This is a genomic window from Actinomycetospora aurantiaca, assembly GCF_037401875.1.
In the GTDB taxonomy this organism is placed as follows: domain Bacteria; phylum Actinomycetota; class Actinomycetes; order Mycobacteriales; family Pseudonocardiaceae; genus Actinomycetospora; species Actinomycetospora aurantiaca.
Window position 1 is genome coordinate 107,573 of sequence record NZ_JBBEGN010000009.1, and the last position, 23,636, is coordinate 131,208.

Annotated in this window: 27 protein-coding genes; 10 read left to right on the forward strand and 17 right to left on the reverse strand. The window is 73.9% G+C overall.

The genetic code is table 11. The features are described 5' to 3' along the window. The first annotated feature begins 65 nt into the window (after nucleotides 1-65). Complete coding sequence (gene purF, locus WCD74_RS18615) at nucleotides 66-1,679, forward strand: amidophosphoribosyltransferase (RefSeq protein WP_337696366.1); 1,614 nt, start codon at nucleotides 66-68, stop codon at nucleotides 1,677-1,679. Beyond that, nucleotides 1,676-2,743, forward strand: coding sequence for a phosphoribosylformylglycinamidine cyclo-ligase (gene purM / locus WCD74_RS18620; RefSeq protein WP_337696367.1), 1,068 nt, complete (start codon nucleotides 1,676-1,678; stop codon nucleotides 2,741-2,743). Before purF ends, purM begins: the two co-directional genes overlap by 4 nt. Nucleotides 2,744-2,791: 48 nt before the next feature. Here the strand turns inward: purM and WCD74_RS18625 are convergent, their stop codons facing one another. Then, a complete protein-coding gene (locus WCD74_RS18625) occupies nucleotides 2,792-3,010 on the reverse strand; it encodes a hypervirulence associated TUDOR domain-containing protein (protein WP_337696368.1) in 219 nt (72 codons plus the stop codon). Nucleotides 3,011-3,143: 133 nt separating this feature from the next. Further along, the gene (locus WCD74_RS18630) at nucleotides 3,144-3,332 is read right to left on the reverse strand and encodes a DUF3073 domain-containing protein (RefSeq protein ID WP_337696369.1); all 189 of its coding nucleotides are present in this window, start codon (nucleotides 3,330-3,332) and stop codon (nucleotides 3,144-3,146) included. Between the two features lie 136 nt (nucleotides 3,333-3,468). Between WCD74_RS18630 and WCD74_RS18635 the strand changes: the two genes are divergently transcribed. After that, nucleotides 3,469-4,395: a DUF8083 family protein gene (locus tag WCD74_RS18635; protein ID WP_337696370.1), complete on the forward strand. Its 927-nt coding sequence runs from the start codon at nucleotides 3,469-3,471 to the stop codon at nucleotides 4,393-4,395. Nucleotides 4,396-4,550: 155 nt separating this feature from the next. Here WCD74_RS18635 and WCD74_RS18640 read toward each other — a convergent pair whose 3' ends face one another. From WCD74_RS18640 to WCD74_RS18655, 4 genes are all read right to left on the reverse strand, one after another. After that, on the reverse strand, nucleotides 4,551-5,120 hold the full coding sequence (locus WCD74_RS18640; RefSeq protein ID WP_337696371.1) for an RsiG family protein: 570 nt from the start codon (nucleotides 5,118-5,120) through the stop codon (nucleotides 4,551-4,553). Nucleotides 5,121-5,250: 130 nt separating this feature from the next. Next, nucleotides 5,251-6,192, reverse strand: a complete 942-nt coding sequence (locus WCD74_RS18645) for a threonine ammonia-lyase (RefSeq protein ID WP_337696372.1) — start codon at nucleotides 6,190-6,192, stop codon at nucleotides 5,251-5,253. After that, the gene (ygfZ, locus tag WCD74_RS18650) at nucleotides 6,189-7,340 is read right to left on the reverse strand and encodes a CAF17-like 4Fe-4S cluster assembly/insertion protein YgfZ (RefSeq protein ID WP_337696373.1); all 1,152 of its coding nucleotides are present in this window, start codon (nucleotides 7,338-7,340) and stop codon (nucleotides 6,189-6,191) included. The genes WCD74_RS18645 and ygfZ overlap by 4 nt, the downstream gene beginning before the upstream one ends. Further along, nucleotides 7,337-7,768: a Fur family transcriptional regulator gene (locus tag WCD74_RS18655; RefSeq protein WP_337696374.1), complete on the reverse strand. Its 432-nt coding sequence runs from the start codon at nucleotides 7,766-7,768 to the stop codon at nucleotides 7,337-7,339. Before WCD74_RS18655 ends, ygfZ begins: the two co-directional genes overlap by 4 nt. Nucleotides 7,769-7,915: 147 nt before the next feature. Here WCD74_RS18655 and WCD74_RS18660 point away from each other — a divergent pair, with 147 nt between their 5' ends. Further along, entirely contained in the window at nucleotides 7,916-8,587 is a 672-nt protein-coding gene (locus WCD74_RS18660) for a hypothetical protein (protein WP_337696375.1), read from the forward strand. 103 nt (nucleotides 8,588-8,690) lie between these two features. Here WCD74_RS18660 and WCD74_RS18665 read toward each other — a convergent pair whose 3' ends face one another. The 6 genes from WCD74_RS18665 to WCD74_RS18685 all read right to left on the reverse strand — a co-directional run bounded on the left by WCD74_RS18665 (nucleotide 8,691) and on the right by WCD74_RS18685 (nucleotide 11,352). Then, nucleotides 8,691-9,326 carry a heme-binding beta-barrel domain-containing protein gene (locus WCD74_RS18665; protein ID WP_337696376.1) on the reverse strand — a complete coding sequence of 212 codons (636 nt, stop codon included), beginning with the start codon at nucleotides 9,324-9,326 and terminating at the stop codon, nucleotides 8,691-8,693. After that, nucleotides 9,323-9,448 carry a hypothetical protein gene (locus tag WCD74_RS18670; protein ID WP_337696377.1) on the reverse strand — a complete coding sequence of 42 codons (126 nt, stop codon included), beginning with the start codon at nucleotides 9,446-9,448 and terminating at the stop codon, nucleotides 9,323-9,325. The genes WCD74_RS18665 and WCD74_RS18670 overlap by 4 nt, the downstream gene beginning before the upstream one ends. Nucleotides 9,449-9,520: 72 nt before the next feature. Next, a complete protein-coding gene (locus WCD74_RS18675) occupies nucleotides 9,521-9,820 on the reverse strand; it encodes a DUF1416 domain-containing protein (protein ID WP_337696378.1) in 300 nt (99 codons plus the stop codon). Continuing rightward, nucleotides 9,820-10,662: a sulfurtransferase gene (locus tag WCD74_RS18680; protein ID WP_337696379.1), complete on the reverse strand. Its 843-nt coding sequence runs from the start codon at nucleotides 10,660-10,662 to the stop codon at nucleotides 9,820-9,822. The genes WCD74_RS18675 and WCD74_RS18680 overlap by 1 nt, the downstream gene beginning before the upstream one ends. Nucleotides 10,663-10,776: 114 nt before the next feature. Next, a complete protein-coding gene (locus WCD74_RS29975) occupies nucleotides 10,777-10,872 on the reverse strand; it encodes a putative leader peptide (protein WP_373696099.1) in 96 nt (31 codons plus the stop codon). A gap of 24 nt (nucleotides 10,873-10,896) precedes the next feature. Beyond that, entirely contained in the window at nucleotides 10,897-11,352 is a 456-nt protein-coding gene (locus WCD74_RS18685) for a TlpA family protein disulfide reductase (protein ID WP_337696380.1), read from the reverse strand. Nucleotides 11,353-11,523: 171 nt separating this feature from the next. On the opposite strand from WCD74_RS18685, the gene WCD74_RS18690 reads away from it, so the two are divergent. The 6 genes from WCD74_RS18690 (at nucleotide 11,524) to pstB (ending at nucleotide 17,474) form a co-directional block, all read left to right on the forward strand. After that, the gene (locus WCD74_RS18690) at nucleotides 11,524-12,324 is read left to right on the forward strand and encodes a winged helix-turn-helix transcriptional regulator (protein ID WP_337696498.1); all 801 of its coding nucleotides are present in this window, start codon (nucleotides 11,524-11,526) and stop codon (nucleotides 12,322-12,324) included. A gap of 21 nt (nucleotides 12,325-12,345) precedes the next feature. Beyond that, nucleotides 12,346-13,272 carry a mycothiol synthase gene (mshD, locus tag WCD74_RS18695; protein WP_337696381.1) on the forward strand — a complete coding sequence of 309 codons (927 nt, stop codon included), beginning with the start codon at nucleotides 12,346-12,348 and terminating at the stop codon, nucleotides 13,270-13,272. A gap of 274 nt (nucleotides 13,273-13,546) precedes the next feature. Further along, entirely contained in the window at nucleotides 13,547-14,656 is a 1,110-nt protein-coding gene (pstS, locus tag WCD74_RS18700) for a phosphate ABC transporter substrate-binding protein PstS (RefSeq protein WP_337696382.1), read from the forward strand. Nucleotides 14,657-14,839: 183 nt separating this feature from the next. Next, entirely contained in the window at nucleotides 14,840-15,772 is a 933-nt protein-coding gene (gene pstC, locus WCD74_RS18705; RefSeq protein ID WP_337696383.1) for a phosphate ABC transporter permease subunit PstC, read from the forward strand. After that, nucleotides 15,772-16,680, forward strand: coding sequence for a phosphate ABC transporter permease PstA (pstA, locus tag WCD74_RS18710; RefSeq protein WP_337696384.1), 909 nt, complete (start codon nucleotides 15,772-15,774; stop codon nucleotides 16,678-16,680). The genes pstC and pstA overlap by 1 nt, the downstream gene beginning before the upstream one ends. Before the next feature lie 17 nt (nucleotides 16,681-16,697). Beyond that, a complete protein-coding gene (gene pstB / locus WCD74_RS18715) occupies nucleotides 16,698-17,474 on the forward strand; it encodes a phosphate ABC transporter ATP-binding protein PstB (RefSeq protein ID WP_337696385.1) in 777 nt (258 codons plus the stop codon). Between the two features lie 78 nt (nucleotides 17,475-17,552). Here the strand turns inward: pstB and phoU are convergent, their stop codons facing one another. The 5 genes from phoU to dusB form a co-directional block, all read right to left on the reverse strand. Then, complete coding sequence (gene phoU / locus WCD74_RS18720) at nucleotides 17,553-18,209, reverse strand: phosphate signaling complex protein PhoU (RefSeq protein WP_337696386.1); 657 nt, start codon at nucleotides 18,207-18,209, stop codon at nucleotides 17,553-17,555. 80 nt (nucleotides 18,210-18,289) lie between these two features. After that, nucleotides 18,290-19,912, reverse strand: coding sequence for an LCP family protein (locus WCD74_RS18725; protein ID WP_337696387.1), 1,623 nt, complete (start codon nucleotides 19,910-19,912; stop codon nucleotides 18,290-18,292). Nucleotides 19,913-20,798: 886 nt separating this feature from the next. Further along, nucleotides 20,799-21,794 (reverse strand): GGDEF domain-containing protein, encoded by a 996-nt coding sequence (locus WCD74_RS18730; RefSeq protein ID WP_337696388.1) that lies wholly within the window; start codon nucleotides 21,792-21,794, stop codon nucleotides 20,799-20,801. Between the two features lie 212 nt (nucleotides 21,795-22,006). Further along, nucleotides 22,007-22,471 (reverse strand): hypothetical protein, encoded by a 465-nt coding sequence (locus WCD74_RS18735; RefSeq protein WP_337696389.1) that lies wholly within the window; start codon nucleotides 22,469-22,471, stop codon nucleotides 22,007-22,009. A 5-nt stretch (nucleotides 22,472-22,476) separates the two neighbouring features. Then, complete coding sequence (dusB, locus tag WCD74_RS18740; protein ID WP_337696390.1) at nucleotides 22,477-23,595, reverse strand: tRNA dihydrouridine synthase DusB; 1,119 nt, start codon at nucleotides 23,593-23,595, stop codon at nucleotides 22,477-22,479. Between the last annotated feature and the right edge of the window lie 41 nt (nucleotides 23,596-23,636).

Here is a 23,636-nt window from a genome sequence, read left to right on the forward strand (position 1 = left end):
CCGCCGGGGCCCGTCTCCCACGTAGTCTGGGGGCGCGTCCCGCCCCCGTCTCGAGGAGCCCCTCGGTGGTCGTAGCCGATCCCGGTCCGTCGGCAGACACAGCCCCCCGCGACGACGTCCCGCACGAGGAGTGCGGCGTCTTCGGCGTCTGGGCCCCGGGCGAGGAGGTCTCGAAGCTCACCTACTTCGGCCTGTTCGCCCTGCAGCACCGCGGTCAGGAGGCAGCGGGCATCGCGGTGTCCGACGGGCGCCAGATCGTGGTCTTCAAGGACCTCGGTCTGGTCAGCCAGGTGTTCGACGAGCAGACGCTGTCCTCGTTGCGCGGACACATGGCGGTCGGCCACACCCGCTACTCGACGACCGGCTCGACGACCTGGGAGAACGCGCAGCCGACCTTCCGGACGACGCCCGCGGGCACCGGGATCGCGCTGGGCCACAACGGCAACCTGGTGAACACCGCCGAGCTGGTGGCCCGCCGGGGCGAGACCGTGCCGTCGCGTGGCCGGATCAGCGCCACGACCGACTCCGACGTCGTCACGGGCCTGCTCGCCGAGTCGGCCGCCGACCTCGGGGTCGAGGAGGCGGCGCTGCGGCTGCTGCCCGACCTGCAGGGTGCGTTCAGCCTGGCGTTCTGCGACGAGACCACCCTCTACGCCGCCCGCGACCGGCACGGCGTGCGCCCGCTGGTGCTGGGCCGCCTGGACCGCGGGTGGGTGGTGGCCTCCGAGACCGCCGCCCTCGACATCGTCGGCGCCTCCTTCGTGCGCGAGGTCGAGCCCGGCGAGCTGCTCGCGATCGATGACGACGGGCTGCGCTCGTCGAGGTTCGCGGCGCCGGAGCCCAAGGGCTGCGTCTTCGAGTACGTCTACCTCGCCCGGCCGGACACCTCGATCAGCGGGCGCGGGGTGCACTCCACCCGCGTGGAGATCGGCCGCAAGCTCGCGCGGGAGCACCCGGCCGAGGCCGACCTGGTGATCCCGGTCCCGGAGTCCGGCACCCCCGCCGCCGTCGGCTACGCGGAGGCCTCCGGCATCCCCTACGGCATGGGCCTGGTGAAGAACGCCTACGTGGGCCGCACCTTCATCCAGCCGTCGCAGACGATCCGCCAGCTCGGGATCCGGCTCAAGCTCAACCCCCTGCGCGAGGTCATCCGCGGCAAGCGCCTGGTGGTCGTCGACGACTCGATCGTGCGCGGCAACACCCAGCGGTCGCTCGTGCGGATGCTGCGCGAGGCGGGTGCGGTGGAGGTCCACGTGCGGATCGCCTCGCCGCCGGTCCGCTGGCCGTGCTTCTACGGCATCGACTTCGCCTCGCGGGCCGAGCTGATCGCGAACGGCCTCGACAACGAGGGCATCCGTCGCTCGGTCGGCGCCGACAGCCTGGGCTACGTCTCCTCGGAGGGCCTGATCGCGGCCACCGAGCAGCCGCGGTCCCGCCTGTGCACGGCCTGCTTCTCCGGTGAGTACCCGATCCCCCTGCCCGAGGAGGCGATGGTGGGCAAGCACCTGCTCGAGGACGTGGCGGGCACCGCCTGCGGCGATTCGGGCAACGTCGTCCACCAGAACGGCACCCGGGCGGGCGTCCCCGTACCCGACACCGCGGACGGGGCGCCGTTGCGTCTCCCGCTCTCGCGGACCGCACACGGCTACGGCGCCGAGGACGCCCTCTCGCGTCCGTGAGCGCGGCGGGGAACGGCCCGGCCAGCTACGCCGAGGCCGGGGTCGACGTCGCCGCCGGCGAGCGGGCCGTGGAGCGGATCAAGCCGCTCGCCGCGGCCACCCGGCGTCCGGAGGTGATGGGCGGGATCGGCGGGTTCGCCGGCCTGTTCGCCCTCAAGACCGGCCGGTACACCGAGCCGCTGCTCGCGGCCTCCACCGACGGGGTCGGCACCAAGATCGCGGTGGCCCAGGCGGCCGACAAGCACGACACGGTCGGACTCGACCTCGTCGCGATGGTCGTGGACGACCTGGTGGTGTGCGGGGCCGAGCCGCTGTTCCTGCAGGACTACCTGGCGATCGGCAAGCTCGACCCCGCGAAGGTCGAGGCGATCGTGTCCGGCATCGCGCACGGCTGCCGCATCGCGGGCTGCGCGCTGCTGGGTGGTGAGACCGCCGAGCACCCCGGGGTGATGGAGCCGCACCACTACGACCTCTCCGCCACCGGCGTCGGGGTCGTCGAGGCCGACCGCGTGCTCGGTCCGGAGCGGGTGCGGGCCGGCGACCAGGTCATCGCGATGGCGTCGTCGGGCCTGCACTCCAACGGCTACTCGCTGGCCCGGCGGGTGCTGCTGGACATCGGGCGGATGTCCCTGGACGGGCACGTGGAGGAGTTCGGCCACACCCTCGGCGAGGAGCTGCTCGTCCCGACCCGCATCTACGCGCGCGACTGCCTCGCGCTGGCGGCGGAGACCGACGTGCGGACGTTCGCGCACGTCACCGGCGGCGGGCTGACCGCGAACCTGGCGCGCGTCATCCCCAAGGGGCTGCACGCCGACCTGGACCGCACCACGTGGAACCCGGCGCCGGTGTTCAAGCTCATCGCCGGCCGCGGCCGAGTGGAGCGCGCCGAGATGGAGGCGACGTTCAACATGGGCGTCGGGATGGTCGCGATCGTCCCACCGGACGACGTCGACCGGGCGCTCGCGGTGCTGACCGCGAAGCACGTGCCCGCCTGGGTGCTCGGCGAGGTCGTCCGCGGCGAGATCCCGGGCGCGACGCTCTACGGCGACCACCCGCGCTTCTGAGCCTTCGCGACGACGGGTCCGCGTGGCGGACCCGTCGTCGCGAAGCCCTCAGCCGCTCTTGAGCTCGCTGTGGAGCTTGAGCACCTTCTGCCCGTCGTCCTGCTTCAGCACGTACGCCGGGTTGTCGTCGGTGCCGTTGCGCGTCTGCTTCTTGCCGTCGATCTGGCGCTCGACGCGCTCGGTGTGGACCTCGGCGACCTCTGCCTCGCCCTCACCGTTGCCCCAGTTCCACTTCACGTGGTCACCCTTGCTGAACGCCTTCGTCATCCCCGTCTCCCGTCCGATCTCCGGGCGCGCGCGATCACGCCCCGCCCGCGACCCCGGTGTGGGGTGACGGACGGGGCGGGATGCCCGGGCGTCCGGGAGATCAAGCGCGGGGTGGGGGACCCACCCGGGGTGTTCAGCGCTCGTCGTAGCTGTATTCGGAGTACCGCGAGTCGACTTGATCGTCGTCGTCGACCGTCCTCCGCGAGAACGGGTCGCCGCTTGCCAGCTCCTGCTGCAAGGCGTCGAAGTCGGTGCTGGGGGAGCTGTACTTGAGCTCGCGAGCGACCTTCGTCTGCTTCGCCTTGGCTCGTCCGCGTCCCATGGGCAATGACCCCCTAGACCAGGGCGGGGGGCGGCCGGTGGTCCCGGCGGCCCCCCTCATCTCATAGCAATGCTCGTGACACCACCATACCGTGTGTCCGAACGCGCGTGCGACGTGACGTGGCACCATCGCGCCCGTGCCCGCCCCCTTCGTCTGCTACCTGCGCGTCTACGAACCGTTGGGGTCGCTCCCGGGACCGTTGGCCCAGCGTGTGCGGGCCGGGCTGGCGCGCGGAGCGATCCCCGTCACCCAGGCGGGGGTGCGCGAACGGGACGTGTGTCTCAGGGCACAGCTCGGTGTCCCGGAGCGTCTGCTGCCCGGGGAGCGCGGCGACGGCACGCCCGCCGAGGGTCCCGCCGACGTCCTGCTGGCCGACGGCGCGGACGCCCCGACGGCCTCCGAGGGCTCCCCGGCGCCGACCCGGTTCGGCCCGACGACGCTCGTGTGCCCCCTCGACACCCGGCCCCGCGCCGCGGCGGCCCTGGTCGGCTTCCTGTCCACCGAGGCGCCCGTCCTGCGCACCGCGGCCCTGCACCACGAGGAGTCCGCCGTGCGCTCGCGGGCGGAGGCGGTCGTCGCCGAGCTGGGGGAGGGCGCCACGCACGTCGTCTCGGCCACCTGGACGGTGCCGCTGCCGTGGTTCGTGCTCGTCGAGGCGGCCGACCGCGTGCTCGTCCTGGACCACGACGACGCCGCGACCGCGGACGGGCCGGGGCTGCGGCGCCGGTGCTACTGGCGGGTGCCGATGGCGGACGCCCTGGCCCGGGCCGACTCCGCGGCGGAGCTCCTGGGCTCGACGCTCGGCGAGGGCGGCCCGGCCGAGGTGCTGCGCGACACGGCGCGCTGGCTGCGGCACTTCGACGGCGGGTCGGTGGTGGAGCTGGACTACGGCGGCCTGGTCCAGCTGGTCGACGACGAGACCCTGGCCGCGGACACCTCGGCCGAGGACGTCACCGCCGCGCTGGCGGCCCTGCGCGAGGGGGACGCGGAGAAGGCGATGGACAGCTACCGCCGGCTGCGGGACTTCTGGGCGCGCCGGGCGATCCGGGAGCGGGCCAATTAGGTGGCCTGCGGCCACGTGAGCACTAACAGGGGCTATAGTCCCCGAAAGTGCTCACACACGCCGTGTCGCGGGGGTCGTCGCCCTCGAGGGTCCGCGGGCTTGTGAGCACTTTCTGGGGCTATAGCCCCTATTAGTGCTCACGAGCCGTCAGGCACCTAGGCACCTTCGCGTTCTCGGCGCAGCAGCTCGTCGATGCTCGCGGAGCCGTCGCGGTAGCGGCGGCCGATCTCGTCGTTGCACGCGTCCATGACCTGCTGCACGCGGATGCGGTGGTCGGAGACCGACCCCTCCTCGGCGGCGTAGGCCTCCGCGGACTCGGTGAGCTCGGCGTCGGAGAGGGTCGCGACGTCGGAGAGGCCGGTGTCGGCCAGCAGCGCCTCGACGTGGCGGCGGTGCGACTCGGCCCGCGACGGCTGCACGGTCTGGTGCCGGCCGCGGCCGGCGGCCGGGCCGATCGCGTTGTCGGCGAGGATCCGGGGCAGGGCCTCGACCAGCGAGGACTCCGCGGACCCGTCGGGATGCGCCCGGCGCTGCTCCTCGAACCGCACGATGTCGATGCGGGCGTGCAGCAGCCGCCGCAGGTAGGACAGGTCGGTCTCCTCCTGCGCGGCGTCGTCGCGCATGGCCCGCAGCTCGTCGAGCGACCGGTCACCGATCGCGGCGAGGAACCCCGGGTCGAGCACGCGGTCGAGCCGCCGCCGACCACCCTGCCGGAACTCGATCATGACTCCATGGTGCGGGACACACCCGTCCGTTGTCACCCGGCCGGGCCCGGCAGGCGTCGACCGGGCACCGGGGCGCGGGCGCCGGTCGTCGTCGGCGGCGGGTCGGCGTCGGGGCGGTGTCGGATCGGCGTCAGGCCGCGAGGGCGCGGGTGAGCCAGGCCGGGTCCACGTTGCGGCCGCTGACCACGGCCACGGTGTGCCCGCCCACCAGGGACGGCCACGTCAGCGCGCCCGCCGTCGCCACGCACCCGCTGGCCTCCGCGGGCACGCCGGCGGCGTGCAGCACCCGGGCGGCCTCGGCGATCGCGTCCTCGGACACGGTCACCACGTCCTCGACGAGGGCGTCCACGTGCTGCCAGGTCAGGTACGCCAGCCGCTGCGCCCGCAGCCCGTCGGCCGCGGTCCGCGCGACGTCGCGGGCCGGCCAGCCGACCAGGTGCCCCGCCCGCTTGGACTCGGCGGCGTCCCCGGCGAGCTCGGGCTCCACCCCGACGACCGGGATCCCGGACCCGGCCAGTGCCGACGCGATCCCCGAGATCAGACCGCCGCCGCCGACCGGGACGAGCACGCGGTCGACCGGGACGCCGGAGTGCAGGAGCTCCAGCCCGACCGTCCCCTGCCCCGCCACCACGTCCGGGTGGTCGAACGGGGGCACGAGGGCCCCTCCGGTCTCGGCGACGACCGCCTCGGCCCGGGCGAGGCGCTCCGGGGGCGGCACCGGCACCAGGCGGGCGCCCAGGGCCGCCATGGCCTCGACCTTGGCGGGCACCGCGTCGTCCGGGACGACGACCGTGCAGGGCACGCCCAGGCGGGCCGCGGTCCACGCCAGCGCGCGGCCGTGGTTGCCGCTGGAGTGCGTCACGAGCCCGCGGGCGCGCACCTCCGGGTCCAGGCGCGCCGCCGCGTGGAACGCGCCGCGGAGCTTGAAGGCACCGATCGGCTGGGCGTCCTCGCGCTTGAGCAGCAGCCCGGGCACGGCGTCGAGCGGCTCGAGCGCGGTGCGCACCGCCACCCCGTCGAGGACCGCCGCGGCGGCCTCGACGTCGCGGCGCGCGACGAGCGGTGGGGTCATCCCTGCAGGCGGCGCACGGCCGCCCGGCCGGGCGGCTCGCCGCTGTCCGGCGGCACCGAGTCGGGGTCGACCGTGGCCGGGCCGGGCACGCCCTCGTCGCGGTCGTCGGCGACCCAGAGCTCCGCGCCCCCGGTGACGGCCGAGCGCTTGACCAGCGCCAGCGCGACCGATCCGAGTTCGTGGTGGCGCACCGCGGTGCCGATGCGTCCGACGGAGCGCCCGCCCTCGGCGGCGAGCACCGGCGTGCCGGGCGGCGGCAGGGCGTCGTCGCCGGACGCGAGGTGCAGCAGCACCATCTGGCGCGGCGGCCGGCCCAGGTTCGCGACCCGCGACACGGTCTCCTGGCCGCGGTAGCACCCCTTCGACAGGTGCACCGCCGAGCCGATCCAGCCGACCTCGTGGGGGATGGTGCGGTCGTCGGTGTCGAATCCCAGCCGGGGCCGCAGCGAGGCCACCCGGAGGGCCTCGAACGCGTCCAGCCCCGCGGCCGTGGCCCCGGCGCCGCGCAGCCGCTCCCACCAGTCGGTCAGCGCGCCCCGCGGCACGACGAGGTCGACGGCGTCGGCCGGCCACTCCTTCCGGCGCACGATGCCGCCCCCGGACAGCGGGCCGGCGTCGGTCGCGGGGATCTCCACCCCGGCCGCCGTCAGGACCTCCGCGGTCTGCGGGCCGACCACCGAGAGCAGTGCGAACTCGTCGCTCGCGTCCCGCACCTCGACCGCGGACCAGAAGGTCATCGACGTCAGGTAGGTCGCCAGGGCCGCCGCCGTGCCGGGTTCCACGTCCAGCCAGATCGCCGGCTCCGCCTCCCCCGCCGCTGCGCTCACCCCGGTGACGTGGCTGATGACGGCGTGGTGCTCCACCCGTCCCTGCACGTCGAGGACGAGGCCCTCGGTCCCGGCGCCGTCGGGCAGGTCGGCGACCTGCTGGGAGACGAGCAGGTGCAGCCAGCTCAGGCGGTCCGCCCCGGTCACGACGACGAGCCCGCGGTGCGAGCGGTCGACGACGACCGCGTGCCGGCTCGCCGCGCGCTGCTCGGCGAACGGGTCGCCGAAGTGGCTCGCGACGTCGGCGTCGAGGGCGTCCGACCCCTCGCCGTCGGGGTGCCCGATCGCGCCGGGGGTGTCCAGCAGGGGGGAACGAGTCATGCGTGCGCCTCCGAGTCCGACGTCTCGCACCGCGAGCAGAGCCCGGACAGCGCCACGTGCGTCGGGTCCAGGACGAACCCGGCCTTCGCCGCGAGCACGCCCGCCAGACCGTCGAGCAGGTCCGCGTCGACCTCGTCGACGTCGCCGCAGCGGTGGCACACGAGGTGGACGTGCTCGTGCTCACCGGTGGCGTAGGTCGGGGCGCCGTGGCCCAGGTGCGTGTGGCGCACGATCCCGAGCTGCTCGAGCAGGTCGAGGGTGCGGTAGACCGTGGTGATGTTCACCGCCGGGGCGATCTCCTGCACCTTGGTGCAGATCTCCTCCGGCGTGGCGTGGCCGAGCTCCGACACGGCGTCGAGCACCAGCTGGCGCTGGGGCGTCATGCGCAGGCCGCGGCGGTGCAGCGTCTGCCGCAGTTCGGTGTCCACGTCCCCGATGGTAGGCCGACACGCCGGGTCCGGATCCGGCGCGCCGCGGAGTCGGCGGCCGTTCGGCGTCTCGCCCCTCCCGGCATCGATCCCTACCATCGGTGCTGCCCGGTCACGCACCGAGACCGGACGGCGACGAGGTGATGTATGACGACGGGTGAGCGGGGGCGGACTCCCCCCGACGCCGAGCACTACCTGGATCTCCCGGACGCGCCGGAGGAGGCGGACGGCCCGCACTTCGACGTGGTGCTGCGGGGCTACGACCGGGGCCAGGTCGACGAGCACGTGGCGGGGCTGCGGCGCATGGTGTCGCAGCTGCGCGCGCAGCTCGCGGTCCGCGAACGACGCCGCGTCACCCCGGATCCCGAACCGCCCCGCCGCGAGCTCGCGGCGACGCTCCAGGAGGGCTCGCCCGCCGCGGCGGCCGCCCGGCCGGCGCCGCCGGACCGGCCCGCCCAGGACCCCGACCAGGTCGGCGCCTTCAACGAGCGGCTGCGCGGCATCCTGCAGGCCGCCGAGCAGGAGGCGGCGCTGGTGCGCAGCAAGGCCGCGGAGTCGCTGCTCGCCGAGCACGCCGAGTCCCGCGCGGCGCTGGCCGACCTGCGGGCGCAGCGCGACGCGGTGTTCGACGAGCTCGTCAAGGTCAAGGGCCACCTCGACGACCTGGTGGCCAACTCCGGCCGCCCGTCGCGTCCCTGGCAGCACCAGCCGCCGCGCCGGGGCCCCTACGGCCCGCCGCCGTTCCCGCCGCCGGCCCCGCCCCGCCCGGCGCCGCCGCAGGACATCGAGGACACCTCGGACCTCGCCGCCGAGAACTGACGGGCGCCGACGGAACGAACGACCCGTTCGTGGCTTCCATCTGCACGAACGAGTCGTTCGTTGCGCTCCGGGGCCGGCGCTCGCCGGCTCGCCCGACCCGCGGCTACCCGACGATGCGGCGCAGGCGGGCCGAGGTGTGCGGCTGCATCTCCTGGCCCATCATCGCCCGCTCCTCGACGTAGAAGAGGTCGCCGTCGACGATGCCGTAGAGCCGGTTGGCGCCCTGCACGTCCTTGGCGGTCGCGGTGCGCACGGTCGCGTCGGTCGAGAGCTCCCAGGAGGTCTGGGTGCGGGCCGACCCGTAGAAGATCTCGACGATCCCGGTGGCGTGGGCGAGGAGCATCTCGATCGTGCCGTCGGGCTGCGGCCGCCAGAAGCCGGTCTCGCGGGCCGCGGGCCGCACGACGGCGCCGCCCGGGCCGTCGAGCAGCCACGCCCGGGCCTCCCAGGCCAGGACGGGCCGGCCGTCGTGGGCGACGGTGATCTGCTGTCCGAAGTGGAAGGGCCCGTCGATCGTCGGGTAGACGACCTCGCCCTCCCCGCGCCACACCCCGACGAGCGGGAGCACCGGCAGCAGGGCGTCGTCGAGGTCCGGCCCGAGGCGCAGGTTGGCCGTGTCGTCCGGGATCGGGAGGTCGGTCCACTGCGGCCGGTTCGCGTCGCGCGTGTGCTCCGCGCGCTCCTCGGCGGCGCGGATGGCCTCGTTGCCCGCGAGACCCTCGGGGACCTCCTCGCTCATGAGGCGCCCCCGGAGGCGTCGCGGGGAGCTTCGTCGCGGAAGAGCCGCCTCGTCAGCACGAGCGCGTAGGAGAGGATCCCGGCGCTGGTCGCGGCGAGGAGGACCGTGTAGACCCAGGCCACCCGACCACCCTAACGACGAACACCCGCCCCGCCCGGGAGGGGCGGGACGGGTGTCCGGGTCGGTGGCGGGGCTCAGCCCACCGGCACCTCGGTGGTGTAGAGCCCGGGGCCCTGCACCGCGACGTCGGCCTGGCCGTTGCCCGAGCGCGAGAGCGCCCGGACGGTCCAGCTGCCCGGGGCCGCGAAGAACCGGTAGTCACCGGAGGCCGACGAGACGACCTCGGCGGTGAACTCGCCGGTGGAGTCGAGCAGGCGCACGAAGGCGCCGCCGACGGGCGAGCCGCCGTTGGTCACCTTGCCGACCAGCACCGACTCCCTGGTCAGGTCGGTCCCCGCGGGGAGCTCGGCCGTCTGCTCAGGAGCACCGCACATCAGGACTTCCCATCCCCGGTCTCGACCGGCACGCCCACCAGCGAGCCGTACTCGGTCCACGACCCGTCGTAGTTCTTGACGTCGGACTCGCCCAGCAGCTCGTGCAGGGCGAACCAGGTGTGCGACGACCGCTCGCCGATGCGGCAGTAGGCGATCGTCGACCGCGACGAGTCGAGGCCCTCGGCCTCGTAGAGCTTGCGCAGCTCGTCGTCGGACTTGAAGGTGCCGTCCTCGTTCGCGGCCTTCGACCACGGCACGTTGAGCGCCGAGGGGATGTGGCCGCCGCGCTGCGCCTGCTCCTGGGGGAGGTGCGCCGGCGCGAGGAGCTTGCCGGAGAACTCGTCGGGCGAGCGGACGTCGACCAGGTTCTTCGTGCCAATCGCGTCGACGACCTCGTCGCGGAAGGCGCGGATCGAGAGGTCCTGCTCCTGCGCGGAGTAGGTCGTCCGCGGGCGCTCCGGGACGGCGGTGTCGAGCTTGCGGCCGTCGAGCTCCCACTTCTTGCGGCCGCCGTCGAGCAGCTTGACCGCGGTGTGGCCGTAGAGCTTGAAGTACCAGTAGGCGTAGGCGGCGAACCAGTTGTTGTTGCCGCCGTAGAGCACCACGGTGTCGTCGTTCGAGATGCCCTTGGCGGAGAGCAGCGCCTCGAAGCCCGCCTTGTCGACGAAGTCGCGGCGGACCTGGTCCTGCAGCTCGGTCTTCCAGTCGATCTTGACGGCACCGGGGATGTGCCCGCCGTCGTAGGCGCTGGTGTCCTCGTCGACCTCGACGAACACCACGCCGGGCGCGTCGAGGTTCTCCTCGGCCCAGTCGGCGGTGACCAGGGCGTCCTGGCGGCTCATGGATGACTCCTCATCGGATGGACGGCGCCACGCGGCGCCGCGGGGGGAACTGGACACACCGGGCGTCGCGACGGCCCCGTCCGGCGAGGGGACGGGCTCGAGAGGCGTGCAGCGTCAGGCCGCGCGACGGGCGCCGGGACACAGGCAGCTGTCGACACGGCACAGGTCGACCGCGCGCCGCCGTGTCAGGCCCTCGTCCACGCGCGCCACGCTACCGAAACGTCCCGGTCGGGGTCACCCGTGACCGGCGGCCCGGCCGAGGTGGGGCTCGATGGCGGTGACGAGCGCCGCGCGGCGCGGCACCCCGTCCACCCGCAGCAGCTCCCGGCCACCGCCGTCGACCAGCAGCGTCGTCGGCGTGCGGGCCACCCCCAGCAGCCGGACGAGCTCGGGGCGGGTGGCGAGGTCGACGTCGCGGTGCACCAGGCCGGGCAGTTCCGCGGCGACGTCGCCCAGCACGCTGCGCGTGTCGCGGCAGTGCGTGCAGAACGCCGACGAGAACTGCAGCAGCACCAGGCCGCCGTCGCGCGCGGTGAGGTCGGCGGGCAGGCGCGGGGCGGGGATCGTCCCGACCGGCTCCGGGGTCGCGGGCCGCGCGGACCGGGAGCGCCGGCGCACGACGAGACCGACCACGGTCACGATCGCCCCCAGCGCCAGGATCACCACGAGGGTGACGACGGCCGCCGTCATCGCGGTCCTCCTCCCACCACCGACGAGGGTCACCACGGTAGGCAGGGCACCGGGCGCGCCGCGGGGCGGGTCTCCAGGCCGTCGGGGGCCGTGGTCCACGTGACATCCGACGCGCGACGGGGTGACGGCGCGGTGAACGGGGCTAAGGTCTCCCCACCACTGTGGAGGGAGATTCGCGTGGAGCTCCTGCTGCTCACCGCCGACCCCGAACCGACGTCAGTGCTGCCGTCGCTGTCCCTGCTACCCCACGGGCTGCGCACCGCCGCCCCCGAGGTCGCGGCCCTGCTCGACGCCGGACCGCACGACGCCGTCCTGGTCGACGCCCGCCACGACCTCGCCGCCGCCCGGAGCCTGTGCCGCCTCCTGGGCTCCACCGGGCTCGACGTCCCCGTGGTCGCCGTGCTCACCGAGGGCGGCCTCGTGGCCGTGTCCGTCGAGTGGGGCGTGGACGAGGTCCTGCTCCCGGGCGCGGGCCCCGCGGAGGTCGACGCCCGGCTGCGCCTGCTGCGCGCCCGCCGCTCCACCGACGCGGTCGGGGCCGAGGGCGCCCTCGTCCTCGGCGAGCTGATGATCGACGAGGCCACGTACACCGCGCGGCTGCGCGGCCGGCCGCTCGACCTCACCTACAAGGAGTTCGAGCTCCTCAAGTACCTCGCCCAGCACGCGGGCCGGGTGTTCACCCGCGCGCAGCTGCTCCAGGAGGTCTGGGGCTACGACTTCTTCGGCGGCACGCGCACGGTCGACGTGCACGTCCGGCGCCTGCGCGCGAAGCTCGGGGCCGAGCACGAGCAGCTCATTGGCACGGTCCGCAACGTCGGCTACAAGTTCGTCCGCCCGGTGCGCGGCGTGCTCGGCGGCGAGGGCCGTTCCCCGGTCGCGCTCGACGATCCCGACGACGACGAGGAGCCCGGCAGTCCGGGGTCCCGCGACGACCGGGTGGTCCGTCCCGCCGTGTGGGCCGGGCGCGCCTGAGGAGGGCGTAGCGTCCCGCAGGTGATCACCCCGGTGTGGATCGAGCCCTCCGCGGCCGACCGTGCGCAGCTCGAGCGGTTCGCGGCGGACGTCGCCCACGCCGACGGGGTCGCCGCGTTCTCCGAGCCGACGATGCTCGACCTCGCGACCCCGACCGGACACGGGCGGCACCTGGTCGTGCGGGGCGACGACGGCGACGACGGCGCCGTGCTGGCCTGGGCGCACGTCGACGGCGCCGACCCCGACGACGTCGTCGTCGAGCTCGCCGTCGCCCCCGCCGTCCGCCGGCAGGGGTACGGCCGGGCGCTCGCGACGGTGCTGGCCGCGGACGACGCGGCCCGGCCGGGGCGGGCCCGGGCGTGGGCGCACGGCGGCCGGGACGGCGCCGCGGAGCTCGCCGGCGCCTTCGGGCTCGAGCGCGAGCGCGAGCTGTGGATGATGCGCCGCCCGGCCGGGGCGGGCCCGCTGCCCGAGGAGCGGGCGCTCGACGGGGTGGCGATCGTGCCGTTCCGACCCGGCGTGGACGAGGACGAGGTCGTCGCGGTGAACGCCCGCGCCTTCGCCTGGCACCCGGAGCAGGGGACGATGTCGGCCGACGACGTCCGCCGTCGGGAACGGGAGCCCTGGTTCGACGCCGCCGGGTTCCTGCTCGCGCGCGACGACGGGCCGGACGGCCCGCTCCGGGGTTTCCACTGGACCAAGCGCCACCCCGACGGGGCCCTCGACGGCGGCCCGGTCGGCGAGGTCTACGTCGTGGGCGTGGACCCCGACGCCCAGGGCCGGGGGCTCGGCGGGGCGCTCACGCTCGCGGGGCTGCACCACCTCGCCGGACGCGGGCTCGACGAGGTCGTCCTCTACGTCGAGGCGGACAACGCCCCGGCCGTGGCCACGTACCGTCGGCTCGGGTTCGCCGTCGACGGCACGGACGTGTCGTACCGCCTCACCTGAGAGGCGACACCTGCTGTCCATCTCCGCGTCATCCGACGTCGATGGGTGAGCGTTCAACCACGCTCCGTCGGCGCTCGCAGGCATGTGATCAGGCTCAACACCGTCCCGCCGGGCGCCGGGGGCCTGTTCACCTCGCGTTCACCCGCTCAGCGTCGGTCGTCCATTCCGGCTGCCTAATCTCCGCGTCCGGTCGCCGTGCTCTTCCGTACCGCGGCCCGGAATGCCCGGATCACCGACGACGGTGCCGGGTCACAGGACGAGACAGGAGATCTCTGTGAGGTTCCAGCGGCGCGCAGCGGCGGTCGGTCTGATCGCGGCCGGGGCACTCGTGTTCAGCGCCTGCGGCAGCGACGGAGGCGGCGAGGGCCAGGGCGGCCAGGCCGCACCGGGCGGTGTCGCGTGTGGCGGCAAGGAGTCCCTGCGGGCCAGCGGATCGTCGGCGCAGGCCAACGCCATCACGCGCTTCGTCACCAACTTCGAGGGCGCCTGCGAGGGCCAGACCCTGAACTACACCCCGAGCGGCTCGGGTGCGGGCCGCAACGAGTTCATCGGCGGCCAGACCGACTTCGCCGGCTCCGACTCGGCGCTCTCCGACGCCGAGGTCGCGACCGCGCAGGCGCGCTGCGCCTCCCCGGCGTGGAACCTGCCGCTGGTCTTCGGCCCGATCGCGGTCGCCTACAACGTCCCCGGTCTCCAGGCGCTGAACCTGGACGGCGCCACCATCGCCGCGATCTTCAACGGGACCATCACCACGTGGAACGACCCGCGGATCGCCGCCCTCAACGGCGGCGCGGCCCTGCCGGCGGCCCCGATCGTCGTGAACTTCCGGTCCGACGAGTCCGGCACCACGCAGAACTTCCAGCGCTACCTCAACGCCGCATCGAACAACACCTACGGCAAGGAGGCCGAGCAGACCTTCCAGGGCGGCGTCGGCGCCGGTGCGCGCGGTAGCCAGGGTGTCGCGGACGCCACGAAGAACACCCCGAACTCGATCACCTACGTCGAGGCCTCCTTCGCGCAGCGCGGCGGGCTGGGGATCGCCAACGTCGTCAACTCCGGGGGCGGCCAGCCGGTCCCGCTGTCGCCGGAGACGGTCGGCAACGCCATCAACGGCGTCCGCGTGTCGGGTCAGGGCAACGACCTCAAGCTCGACCTGAACAGCCTCTACACCGCGAGCGCCCCGAACGCCTACCCGATCGCGCTCGCGACGTACGAGATCGTCTGCTCCAACTACGCCGACGACGCGACCGCCCAGGGTGTGAAGGCCTTCCTGTCGGCCTCGCTGACCGACCAGGCCCAGCAGGGTCTCCCGGAGGCGGGCTACGTCCCGCTGCCGGCGCAGTTCAAGCAGCGTCTGACCGACGCCGTGAACGCCATCCAGTGATGACCCCGGCCGGGGCCCGCCACCGCGGGCCCCGGCCTCCGTACGAGACGAGGGTGGGCAGACCCCGCTGTGAGTGAACGCACCACGGCACGGACCGGGTCGGAGCGTCCCGAGGACGCCCCGGCGCGGGAGGCCGCAACCAGTCAGTCGTCCCCGGGTCCCGAGTCGGGTAACAGCAGGAGCATGTGGGGTTCATCGCGGCGCGGCGAATCGGTCTTCCGGGGTCTCACGACCGGCTCCGGGGTCCTGGTGGTCGCGTCGATCGCGCTCATCGGCCTCTTCCTGCTGATCCAGGCGATCCCGTCGCTGCTGGCGAACCAGGCCAACTTCTTCACCTCGACGGAGTTCTCCACCGGCGACCCGGACAACCTGCGCTTCGGGATCCTCGACCTGCTGGTCGTCACGCTGAAGACGTCGATCCTGGCCCTGGTGATCGCCATGCCGATCGCGCTCGGTGTGGCCCTGTTCCTGACGCAGTACGCCCCGAAGCGGGTGGCCCGGCCCTTCGCCTACGTCATCGACCTGCTGGCGGCCGTGCCCTCGATCGTCTACGGGCTCTGGGGCATCCTCGTGCTCGCGCCGGTGATCCTCCCGGTCAACCAGTGGCTGGTCGACAATCTGGGCTGGTTCCCCCTGTTCTCGCAGGGCAACCTGCCGGTCGGCGTCCGCGGCACGATCTTCACCGGCGGCGTCATCCTCGCCGTCATGATCCTGCCGATCATCACCGCCGTCGCCCGCGAGGTCTTCGCCCAGACGCCGCGCTTCCACATCGAGGCCGCCAAGGCGCTCGGCGCGACGCGGTGGGAGGTCATCACGATGGCCGTCCTGCCCTACGGCCGCAGCGGGTACATCGCGGGCTCGATGCTCGGCCTGGGCCGCGCGCTCGGTGAGACGATCGCGATCCTGCTGGTGATCTCGGCCTCGACGAACGCCCAGACCCTGAGCCTGTTCGACGGCGGGTACACGTTCGCCTCGCTGATCGCGTCCGCGGCCTCGGAGTTCAGTCAGCCGCTGCCGACCGGCGCCTACATCTCGGCGGGCCTGGTCCTGTTCGTCCTGACCTTCGTCGTGAACGCCCTGGCGCGCGTCGTCGCCGGCGGAAAGGTGAACGGCTGATGAGTACCGCCCTCGAGTCGCCGGAGCGGCCGGCGTCGTCCCCGCCCTTCCAGCCGATCAGCACGGCACGCCGGGTGAAGAACACCTCGGCGACGGTGCTCGTGGCCCTCGCCTTCCTCATCGCCTGTGTCCCACTGGTGTGGATCCTGGCCGAGGTCGTGATCCGGGGCGCCGGTGCGATCTTCTCGGCGGACTGGTGGGGCCGGTCGCAGTCGGGCGTGAACCCCGAGGAGTACGCGGGCGGCGTCTACCACGCCATCTACGGGACGATCATCCAGGCGCTGCTCTGCGGGGTCATCGCCGTGCCCATCGGCATCCTCGCCGCGATCTACCTGGTGGAGTACGGCCGCGGACGGCTGGCGAAGACCACGAGCTTCATGGTCGACATCCTCTCGGGTGTCCCCTCGATCGTCGCGGCGCTGTTCATCTTCGCCCTCTTCATCTCGATCCTGGGCGCCGAGCAGTCCGCCTTCATGGTGTCGCTGGCCCTCGTGCTGCTGATGCTGCCGGTGGTCATCCGCAACACCGAGGAGATGCTGCGGCTGGTGCCCGACCGGCTCCGCGAGTCGGCGTACGCGCTGGGCATCCCGAAGTGGAAGACGATCCTGCGGATCGTGCTGCCCACGGCGCTCTCCGGCACGGTCACGGGCGTGATGCTGGCGTTCGCCCGCGTCATCGGCGAGACGGCCCCGGTGCTGGTACTGGTCGGCTACGCCCGCGCCATCAACTACGACCCCTTCGGGGGCAACATGGCGTCGCTGCCGCTGCTGATGTTCAGCGAGTTCTCCAACCCGGAGCCGGCGGGCCAGTTCCGCATCTGGGGCGCGGCGCTGACCCTAATCCTCATCGTCATGATCTTCCAGCTGGGCGCGAGCGTCATCTCGCGCTTCTCGGCGATCCAGAAATAGAAGGCGGCTGATCCTCGATGGCCAAGCGCATCGACCTCAAGGACGTCGACATCTACTACGGCGCCTTCCACGCCGTGCAGAGCGTCAACCTCACGGTCGCCCCCCGGAGCGTCACCGCCTTCATCGGGCCCTCGGGCTGCGGGAAGTCGACGGTGCTCCGCACGCTCAACCGCATGCACGAGGAGATCGCGGGCGCGCGCGTCGACGGGGAGATCCTGCTCGACGGGGAGAACATCTACGACAAGAACGCCGACGCCGTGGCGGTCCGCCGCACCATCGGCATGGTTTTCCAGATGCCGAACCCGTTCCCGACGATGTCCATCCGCGACAACGTCGTCGCCGGCCTGAAGCTGCAGGGCGTCAAGGACAAGAAGAAGCTCGACGAGGTCGCCGAGGCCTCGCTGCGCGGCGCCAACCTGTGGAACGAGGTGAAGGACCGCCTCGACAAGCCGGGCGGCGGCATCTCGGGTGGTCAGCAGCAGCGCCTGTGCATCGCCCGGGCGATCGCGGTGCAGCCGGACGTGCTGCTCATGGACGAGCCGTGCTCGGCGCTGGATCCCATCTCGACGTTGGCGATCGAGGACCTGATCGCCGACCTCAAGAAGGAGTACACGATCGTCATCGTCACCCACAACATGCAGCAGGCGGCGCGGGTGAGCGACCAGACCGGGTTCTTCAACCTGGAGGCCACCGGCAAGCCCGGGCACCTCGTGGAGATCGACGACACCGAGAAGATCTTCTCGAACCCGACCGAGCAGGCGACCGAGGACTACATCTCGGGCCGCTTCGGCTGATCCGGCACCCCGACGACGACGGGCCCTGTCGCACCTCTCCAGGTGCGGCAGGGCCCGTCGTCGTTCCGGGGTGTCGGATCAGGCGAGGGGCGGGTCGGGCATCTTGCCGGTGACCATGAAGACGACCCGGCGGGCCACGGCCACGGCGTGGTCGGCGAAGCGCTCGTAGAAGCGCCCGAGCAGGGTCACGTCGACCGCCGGGGCCACGCCGTGCGGCCAGTCGCGGTTCATCATGACCGTGAACAGGTGCCGGTGGAGGTCGTCCATGGCGTCGTCGTCGGACTCCATGGTGAACGCCAGCTCGATGTCGCGGTCGAGGATCACCCGTCGGGCGTCCTGGGCGAGGTCGAGCGCGACCCGGCCCATCTCCGCGAAGTAGGGCGAGACCTCCTGCGGCAGCACGAGGTCGGGGTGGCGCCGCCGGGCGGCCTTGGCGACGTGCAGCGCCAGGTCGCCCATGCGCTCCAGGTCGCCCGCGGAGTGGATGGCGGCGATGACCGACCGCAGGTCACCCGCCACCGGGGCCTGCAGGGCCAGCAGCCCGAACGCCTGGTCCTCGGCGGAGGTGCGCAGGGCGTCGATCTCGGTGTCGGAGGAGATCACCTCCTCGGCCAGGTCGAGGTCGCCCTCCAGCAGGGCGGTGGTCGCCTTCTTCATGGCCTCGCCGGCCAACAGGGACATCTGTGCGAGCTCGTCGTTGAGCGCCGAGAGCTTCTCGTGATAGGCCGCGCGCATGGCCGCAGACTAGGCGGACGCGCGGTCGGACACCCCACCGATACGTGAACCGCGCATGAACGGCGGGAAGATCACCCTGCTCAGCGGCAAGCGGCGTCGGCCGCGTTGACCAGCGCGGGCAGCGGGGCCGCGGTGGGCGGGGCCGTGGGGTCGACGATGCGGCCGTCGAAGTCGTCGCCGAGCTGCAGGGTGAGCACCCCGGCGGCGCCGGTGCGGGGGTCGAGGACCGCCGAGGGCACGGCCTTCTGCAGCGTCGCGGCGGCACCGGCCTGGTCGGGGGTGAAGGTGATGACGGTGCGGCCGTCGGCGCGCGGGGCGGACGGGTCGGTCGTGACCGTGAAGCCGTGCCCGCGCAACGACCCGGCGACCGATCCCGCCGAGGTGGAGGTCTGGGTGGCCACGTCGCGGCGGAAGCCGGAGGTGTCCTCCCCGTCGCCGCCGTCTCCGCCGCTCTCGTCGGTGACCTGGTCGCCGGTGTCGCCGGAGGCGGAGACCTCGGTGTCGTCGCTCTCCCCGGTGTCGTCGCTGTCCCCCGTGCCCGCACCGGCGGAGCTGTCGGACGACGTCGACGTGGTGCGGGCGTCGACCAGCCGCAGGGCGACCCGCTCGGCCGGGACGGCGGGAGCGGGGGCCGGCGGGGCGGCTCCGGGCTGCCCGGGCAGCGGCCGGTCACCGATGATCGCGTCGAACAGCGCCTGGTTGTCGGCGGCACGCAGCACCTCGTTGCCGCGGCCGTTGGCGACGCCGGTGGTGGGCACCGTCGTGAAGGCGACGTTCCGCGCGTCGAGCCCGGAGAGCGACTGGCCGAGCCCCAGCAGTTGCGAGGCGTCGATGTTCTCGCCGTAGGTGGACCGCCCGACCGCGTCGACCAGGCCCTGGAGCCGGCCGAGGTCGAGCAGGGTGCCCGCCGAGAGCGTCTGGCGCAGGAGCGCGGACAGGAACAGCTGCTGGCGGTGGATGCGCCCGTAGTCGCTGGTCGGGTCGCCGACCACGTGGCGGGCGCGGACGAAGTTGAGGGCCTGTTCGCCGGTGAGCACCGACGTGCCCGCGCGGTCGACGACGGTGCCGAGGACCGTGTCGCGCATCGGGAGCTCGAGGCAGACCGGGACGCCCTCGACGGCGTCCACCATGTCCTTGAACCCGGAGAAGTCGACGCCGAGGAAGTGGTTCACGGCCAGGCCGGACAGCTCCTGCACGACCTTCGTCACGCACCGCGGGCCGCCGACCTGGTAGGCCGTGTTCAGCTTCGCGCGCGCCGTCCGCGGGATGGTCTGACCGGTGTAGGCGCCGGTGACCGAGTCCCACCGCTCGCAGCTCGGCCGGTCGATCTCGAGGTCGCGCGGGAAGGACACCACCGTGACCCGCGAGCGGTCCGCCGGCACGTGGACGACCATCACCGTGTCCGACCGGGCGCCGGGCACGTCGTCCGCGTCGCCGACCTCCTCCGTGGGGGTCGCCCCGACCCGGGTGTCGGACCCGACGACCAGGAAGTTCTGGTCCCCCGCCTGCGCGGCCGGGTCGATGATCGCCGACGACGTCGGGTCCAGGGCGGCGATCTGGCGGACGGCGGCCTCGAACCACGACGTGGCGCCCCACGCGACCCCGCACACCAGCACGATCACCGTGGACATCGCCGCCGTCAGCAGCCGCAGGGTCCGCGGCCAGGTCCACGGCCCGATCCGCGCGCCGACGCCCGCGAGCACGGCCGACGTGGCCGCGAAGTCGGCGCGCTCCGGGTCGGTCGTGACGGCGACGGCGCGAGTGCGACGTGGGGCAGGTTCCGGAGCTGCCGGAGCTGCCTGGTGTGGCACTCGGGGTGGCTCGGGCGGCGGCGCGGCCGGCTCCGGGTCCCGAGTGCGACGTGGGGCAGGTTCGGGGGCGTCGGGAGCTGCCTGGTGTGGCACTCGGGGTGGGTCGGGCGGCGGCGCGGCTGGCTCGGGCTCGCGAGTGCGACGTGGGACAGGTTCCGGGGCGAGCGGAGCTGCCTGGTGTGGCACTCGGGGCGGGGCGGGCGGCGGCGTGGCGGGCTCGGGGTCCCGAGTGCGACGTGGGGCAGGTTCCGGGGCGAGCGGAGCTGCCTGGTGTGGCACTCGCGACGCCTCGGCGGCCGGGGCCGGGCGCTCCGTCCGCACGGTCGGCGGCGCGACCGGGGCCGGCGGGGCCAGCGGGGCCGCGGAGTCCGCGACGGGCTCGGCCTCCGCGGCGGCGGCCACCAGGTCCCGCATCGGCTCGGTCTCGGCGGCGGCGCCCGCCGGACGGAGGCCGCGGCGGCCCTGCCGTCCGGGCCGCCGCGCGAGCGGGACCATCGTGGGCGCGATCCCGCCCCGACGTTCGGGGTCGGGACGCTCCGGGACCACCCGGGTCGGCACCGACGGAGGACCGGTCCGCACCGTGGGGACGTCGGGACCGACGCCGCGCTCACGGTCGTCGGCCACGGGACCCCCCGGTCGGTCAGGGACGGGACCCGACCGGGCAGTCCGTCCGGGGTGCACGGATCGTATAGAGCCCGTCACCGGACCTCGCGCGCGGGACTACTCCGCGGTCACCTCCCGGACAAGACCCGTCACCCGATCGTGATCGGTCCGGTGCTCAACGGCCGGAGCGTGCCGTCCCCGCGACCGCCCGTGCGACCCCTGGGACGCCCCGCCGGCCCGCCGCCGGGCCCGCGAGCCGCACCTCGCCGGTGCTGTCGCGGTAGGCCACCGCGTTCCGCCCGGTGCGCTTCGCGACGTAGAGCAGCTCGTCGACGTCGTCGAGCAGGCCGGGGCCCTCCGCGCGGGTCCCGCCGCAGTCGACGCACCCGAGCCCGACGCTCACCGTGATCCGGAGCTCCGGGGCGAGCGCGGACCAGTCGTGCTCCTCGATCCGCGCCCGGACCGCCTCGCACACCGCGACCGCGTCCGTGTCGGACGAGCCGGGCAGCACCAGCGCGAACTCCTCGCCGCCGTAGCGCGCGCAGAACCCGTCCGGGACGACGTCGTCGACCCCGGCCCGCATCAGGCCGACGAGGGTGCGCAGCACGGTGTCCCCGACGGCGTGCCCGTAGGTGTCGTTGACCTGCTTGAAGTGGTCGACGTCGGCGAGGGCGACGCAGACGGCGTCGTGGCCCTCGTCACGCAGCGTCGACAGGCGCTCGTCGAGGTACCGACGGTTCCAGGTGGCGGTCAGGCTGTCGCGCCGGCTCTGCTCGCGCGCCTCGGCCCGCTCGCGCCGGAGACGGTCGACTTCACGGCGTAACTGCTCGGGCACCCGCACCGGCGGTGTGTCGCCGAGGTGCACGAGGGCCATCGCGGCGCGCAGGTGCTGGTAGGCCTTCCGCCAGTCACCGCGGTCGGCGAGCACCTCGGCCGCGGCCTCGTGGGCGCGCGCCTGGGCGGCGCGGGCCATCCCGTCGTCGTCCGTCGCCGCGTCGAGGCGGAGGGCCTCGTCGATCCCGACGATCGGTGCGGTATCGAACGTGCTGGCAGCGGACGTGGGGCGGGACGATCCGGAGATCTCGGGCGCGGGTGGGGTCGCCACCGGGGCGGGCGGACCCGCCGACACCCGGCCCGGCGACCTGCCGGCCGTGGAGCCCCTCACGAACACCCGCCGCTCCCTCGCGTCCGCACTGCTGCGACCCCTCCAGTGTGGCCGTCGACCGCGCAGGCGCAACGTCCGTTCCCCGCCCGCCAACCGAATCCACCGTCCGGTCGACGTGACTCTGCGTGGAGAATCCGGCCTGCTGCTCGTTCGGCCCCAGATCGCTGCCCGACCGGGTGCTCAAGCCCGGACGCCGTGACCCCTCGTGGTGTGAGGGATCAGTCAGCGCACGGAGCGTAGCTGAACACCCGCGCGTCGCGGACGACGAAGTGCTTCGACCCGACGTCCTCGCGGACCTCTGTCGACCCCCGGCGCACGGTCACCGCGGCCGCGGCCACGTAGATCGCGCCGACCGGCCGGGCCGCGCCCGGGAGTGTCGCGGGCGGGGTCCAGTCCGCGTCCGGGCGCAGCGTGCGGGCGACGAGCCGGGTGTCGAGGGTGAGCTCGCCGAAACACCGGTCGGGCGGGAACGGGGTGCCCTCGGCCTGGCTCGCCCGCAGGAAGTCCGTCTGCGCTCGCGGCCCCGCCGTCCCGGCCCGGTTGGACGCGTCGACGTAGGCGGCGATGAGCGCGCGGTCCGTGCTCGGCACGGCGGCGACGCGGGCGGTCCCGGGGACCACGGCGCCGCACCCGGCCACACCCGCCGTCAGGACGAGCCCGAGGACGAGGGCGGCCGCACGCAAGGGACTCAGCCGCCGGAGTGCATGACGTCCGCGCCCGCGGGCACGGTGGCGTCCTCGGGGTCGTCGAGCCAGCCCTCGGGCAGGGTGACGTGCCCGGGGGAGCCCTGGCGGCCGCGCGGGCCGTCGGCGTCCGGCGGGAAGGGCTGGTCGTGCTCGAGGCGGGCCAGGAGCTCGTCGAGGCGCTCGAGCCCGTCGATCATCCCCAGCTCGCGGCGGACCTCCGAGCCGACCGCGAAGCCGTGCAGGTACCAGGACATGTGCTTGCGGGAGTCGCGGACGCCCTTGCGCTCGCCGTGGTGGGCGATCAGCAGCTCGACGTGCCGGCGCATGACGCCGGCGACCTGCCCGAGGGTCGGCGGGGTCGGCAATGGCCGCCCCGCGAAGGCCGCCTCGAGCTCGCCGAACAGCCACGGGCGCCCGAGGCAGCCCCGGCCCACCACGACGCCGTCGCACCCGGTCTTCTCGACCATCGCCAGCGCGTCCTCGGCGGCGAAGATGTCGCCGTTGCCCAGCACCGGGACCTCGGCGGGGACCGCGTCGCGCAGCTCCGCGATCCGGCTCCAGTCGGCCTGGCCGGAGTAGCGCTGGGCGGCGGTGCGAGCGTGTAGGGCGATCGACGCCGCTCCCTCGGCCGCCGCGATGCGCCCGGCGTCGAGGAAGGTGACGTGGTCGTCGTCGATGCCGATCCGCATCTTCACCGTGAGGGGCAGCGGGCCCGCGGCGTGCACCGCCCGACGCACGATCTGCTCGAACAGCCGCCGCTTGTAGGGGAGTGCCGCGCCCCCACCGCGCCGGGTCACCTTGGGGACCGGGCAGCCGAAGTTGAGGTCGACGTGGTCGGCGAGGTTCTCGGCGACGATCCGCTCCACGGCCCGCCCGATCGTCTCCGGGTCGACGCCGTAGAGCTGCATCGAACGGGGCGACTCGTCGTCGTCGAACGCGATCATCTCGGCCGTGCCCGGGTGCCGTTCGACCAGCGCCCGCGCCGTGATCATCTCGCAGACGTAGAGCCCCGCGCCCTGCTCGCGGCACAGCCGGCGGAACGGCGGGTTCGTGACGCCGGCCATCGGCGCGAGCACGACCGGGGTCGGGAGCTCGTGCGGTCCGATGTGGAGGGGCTTCACGGTCTCTATTGTGCGCCGGGCACCGCCGCCGGTTGAGCGAA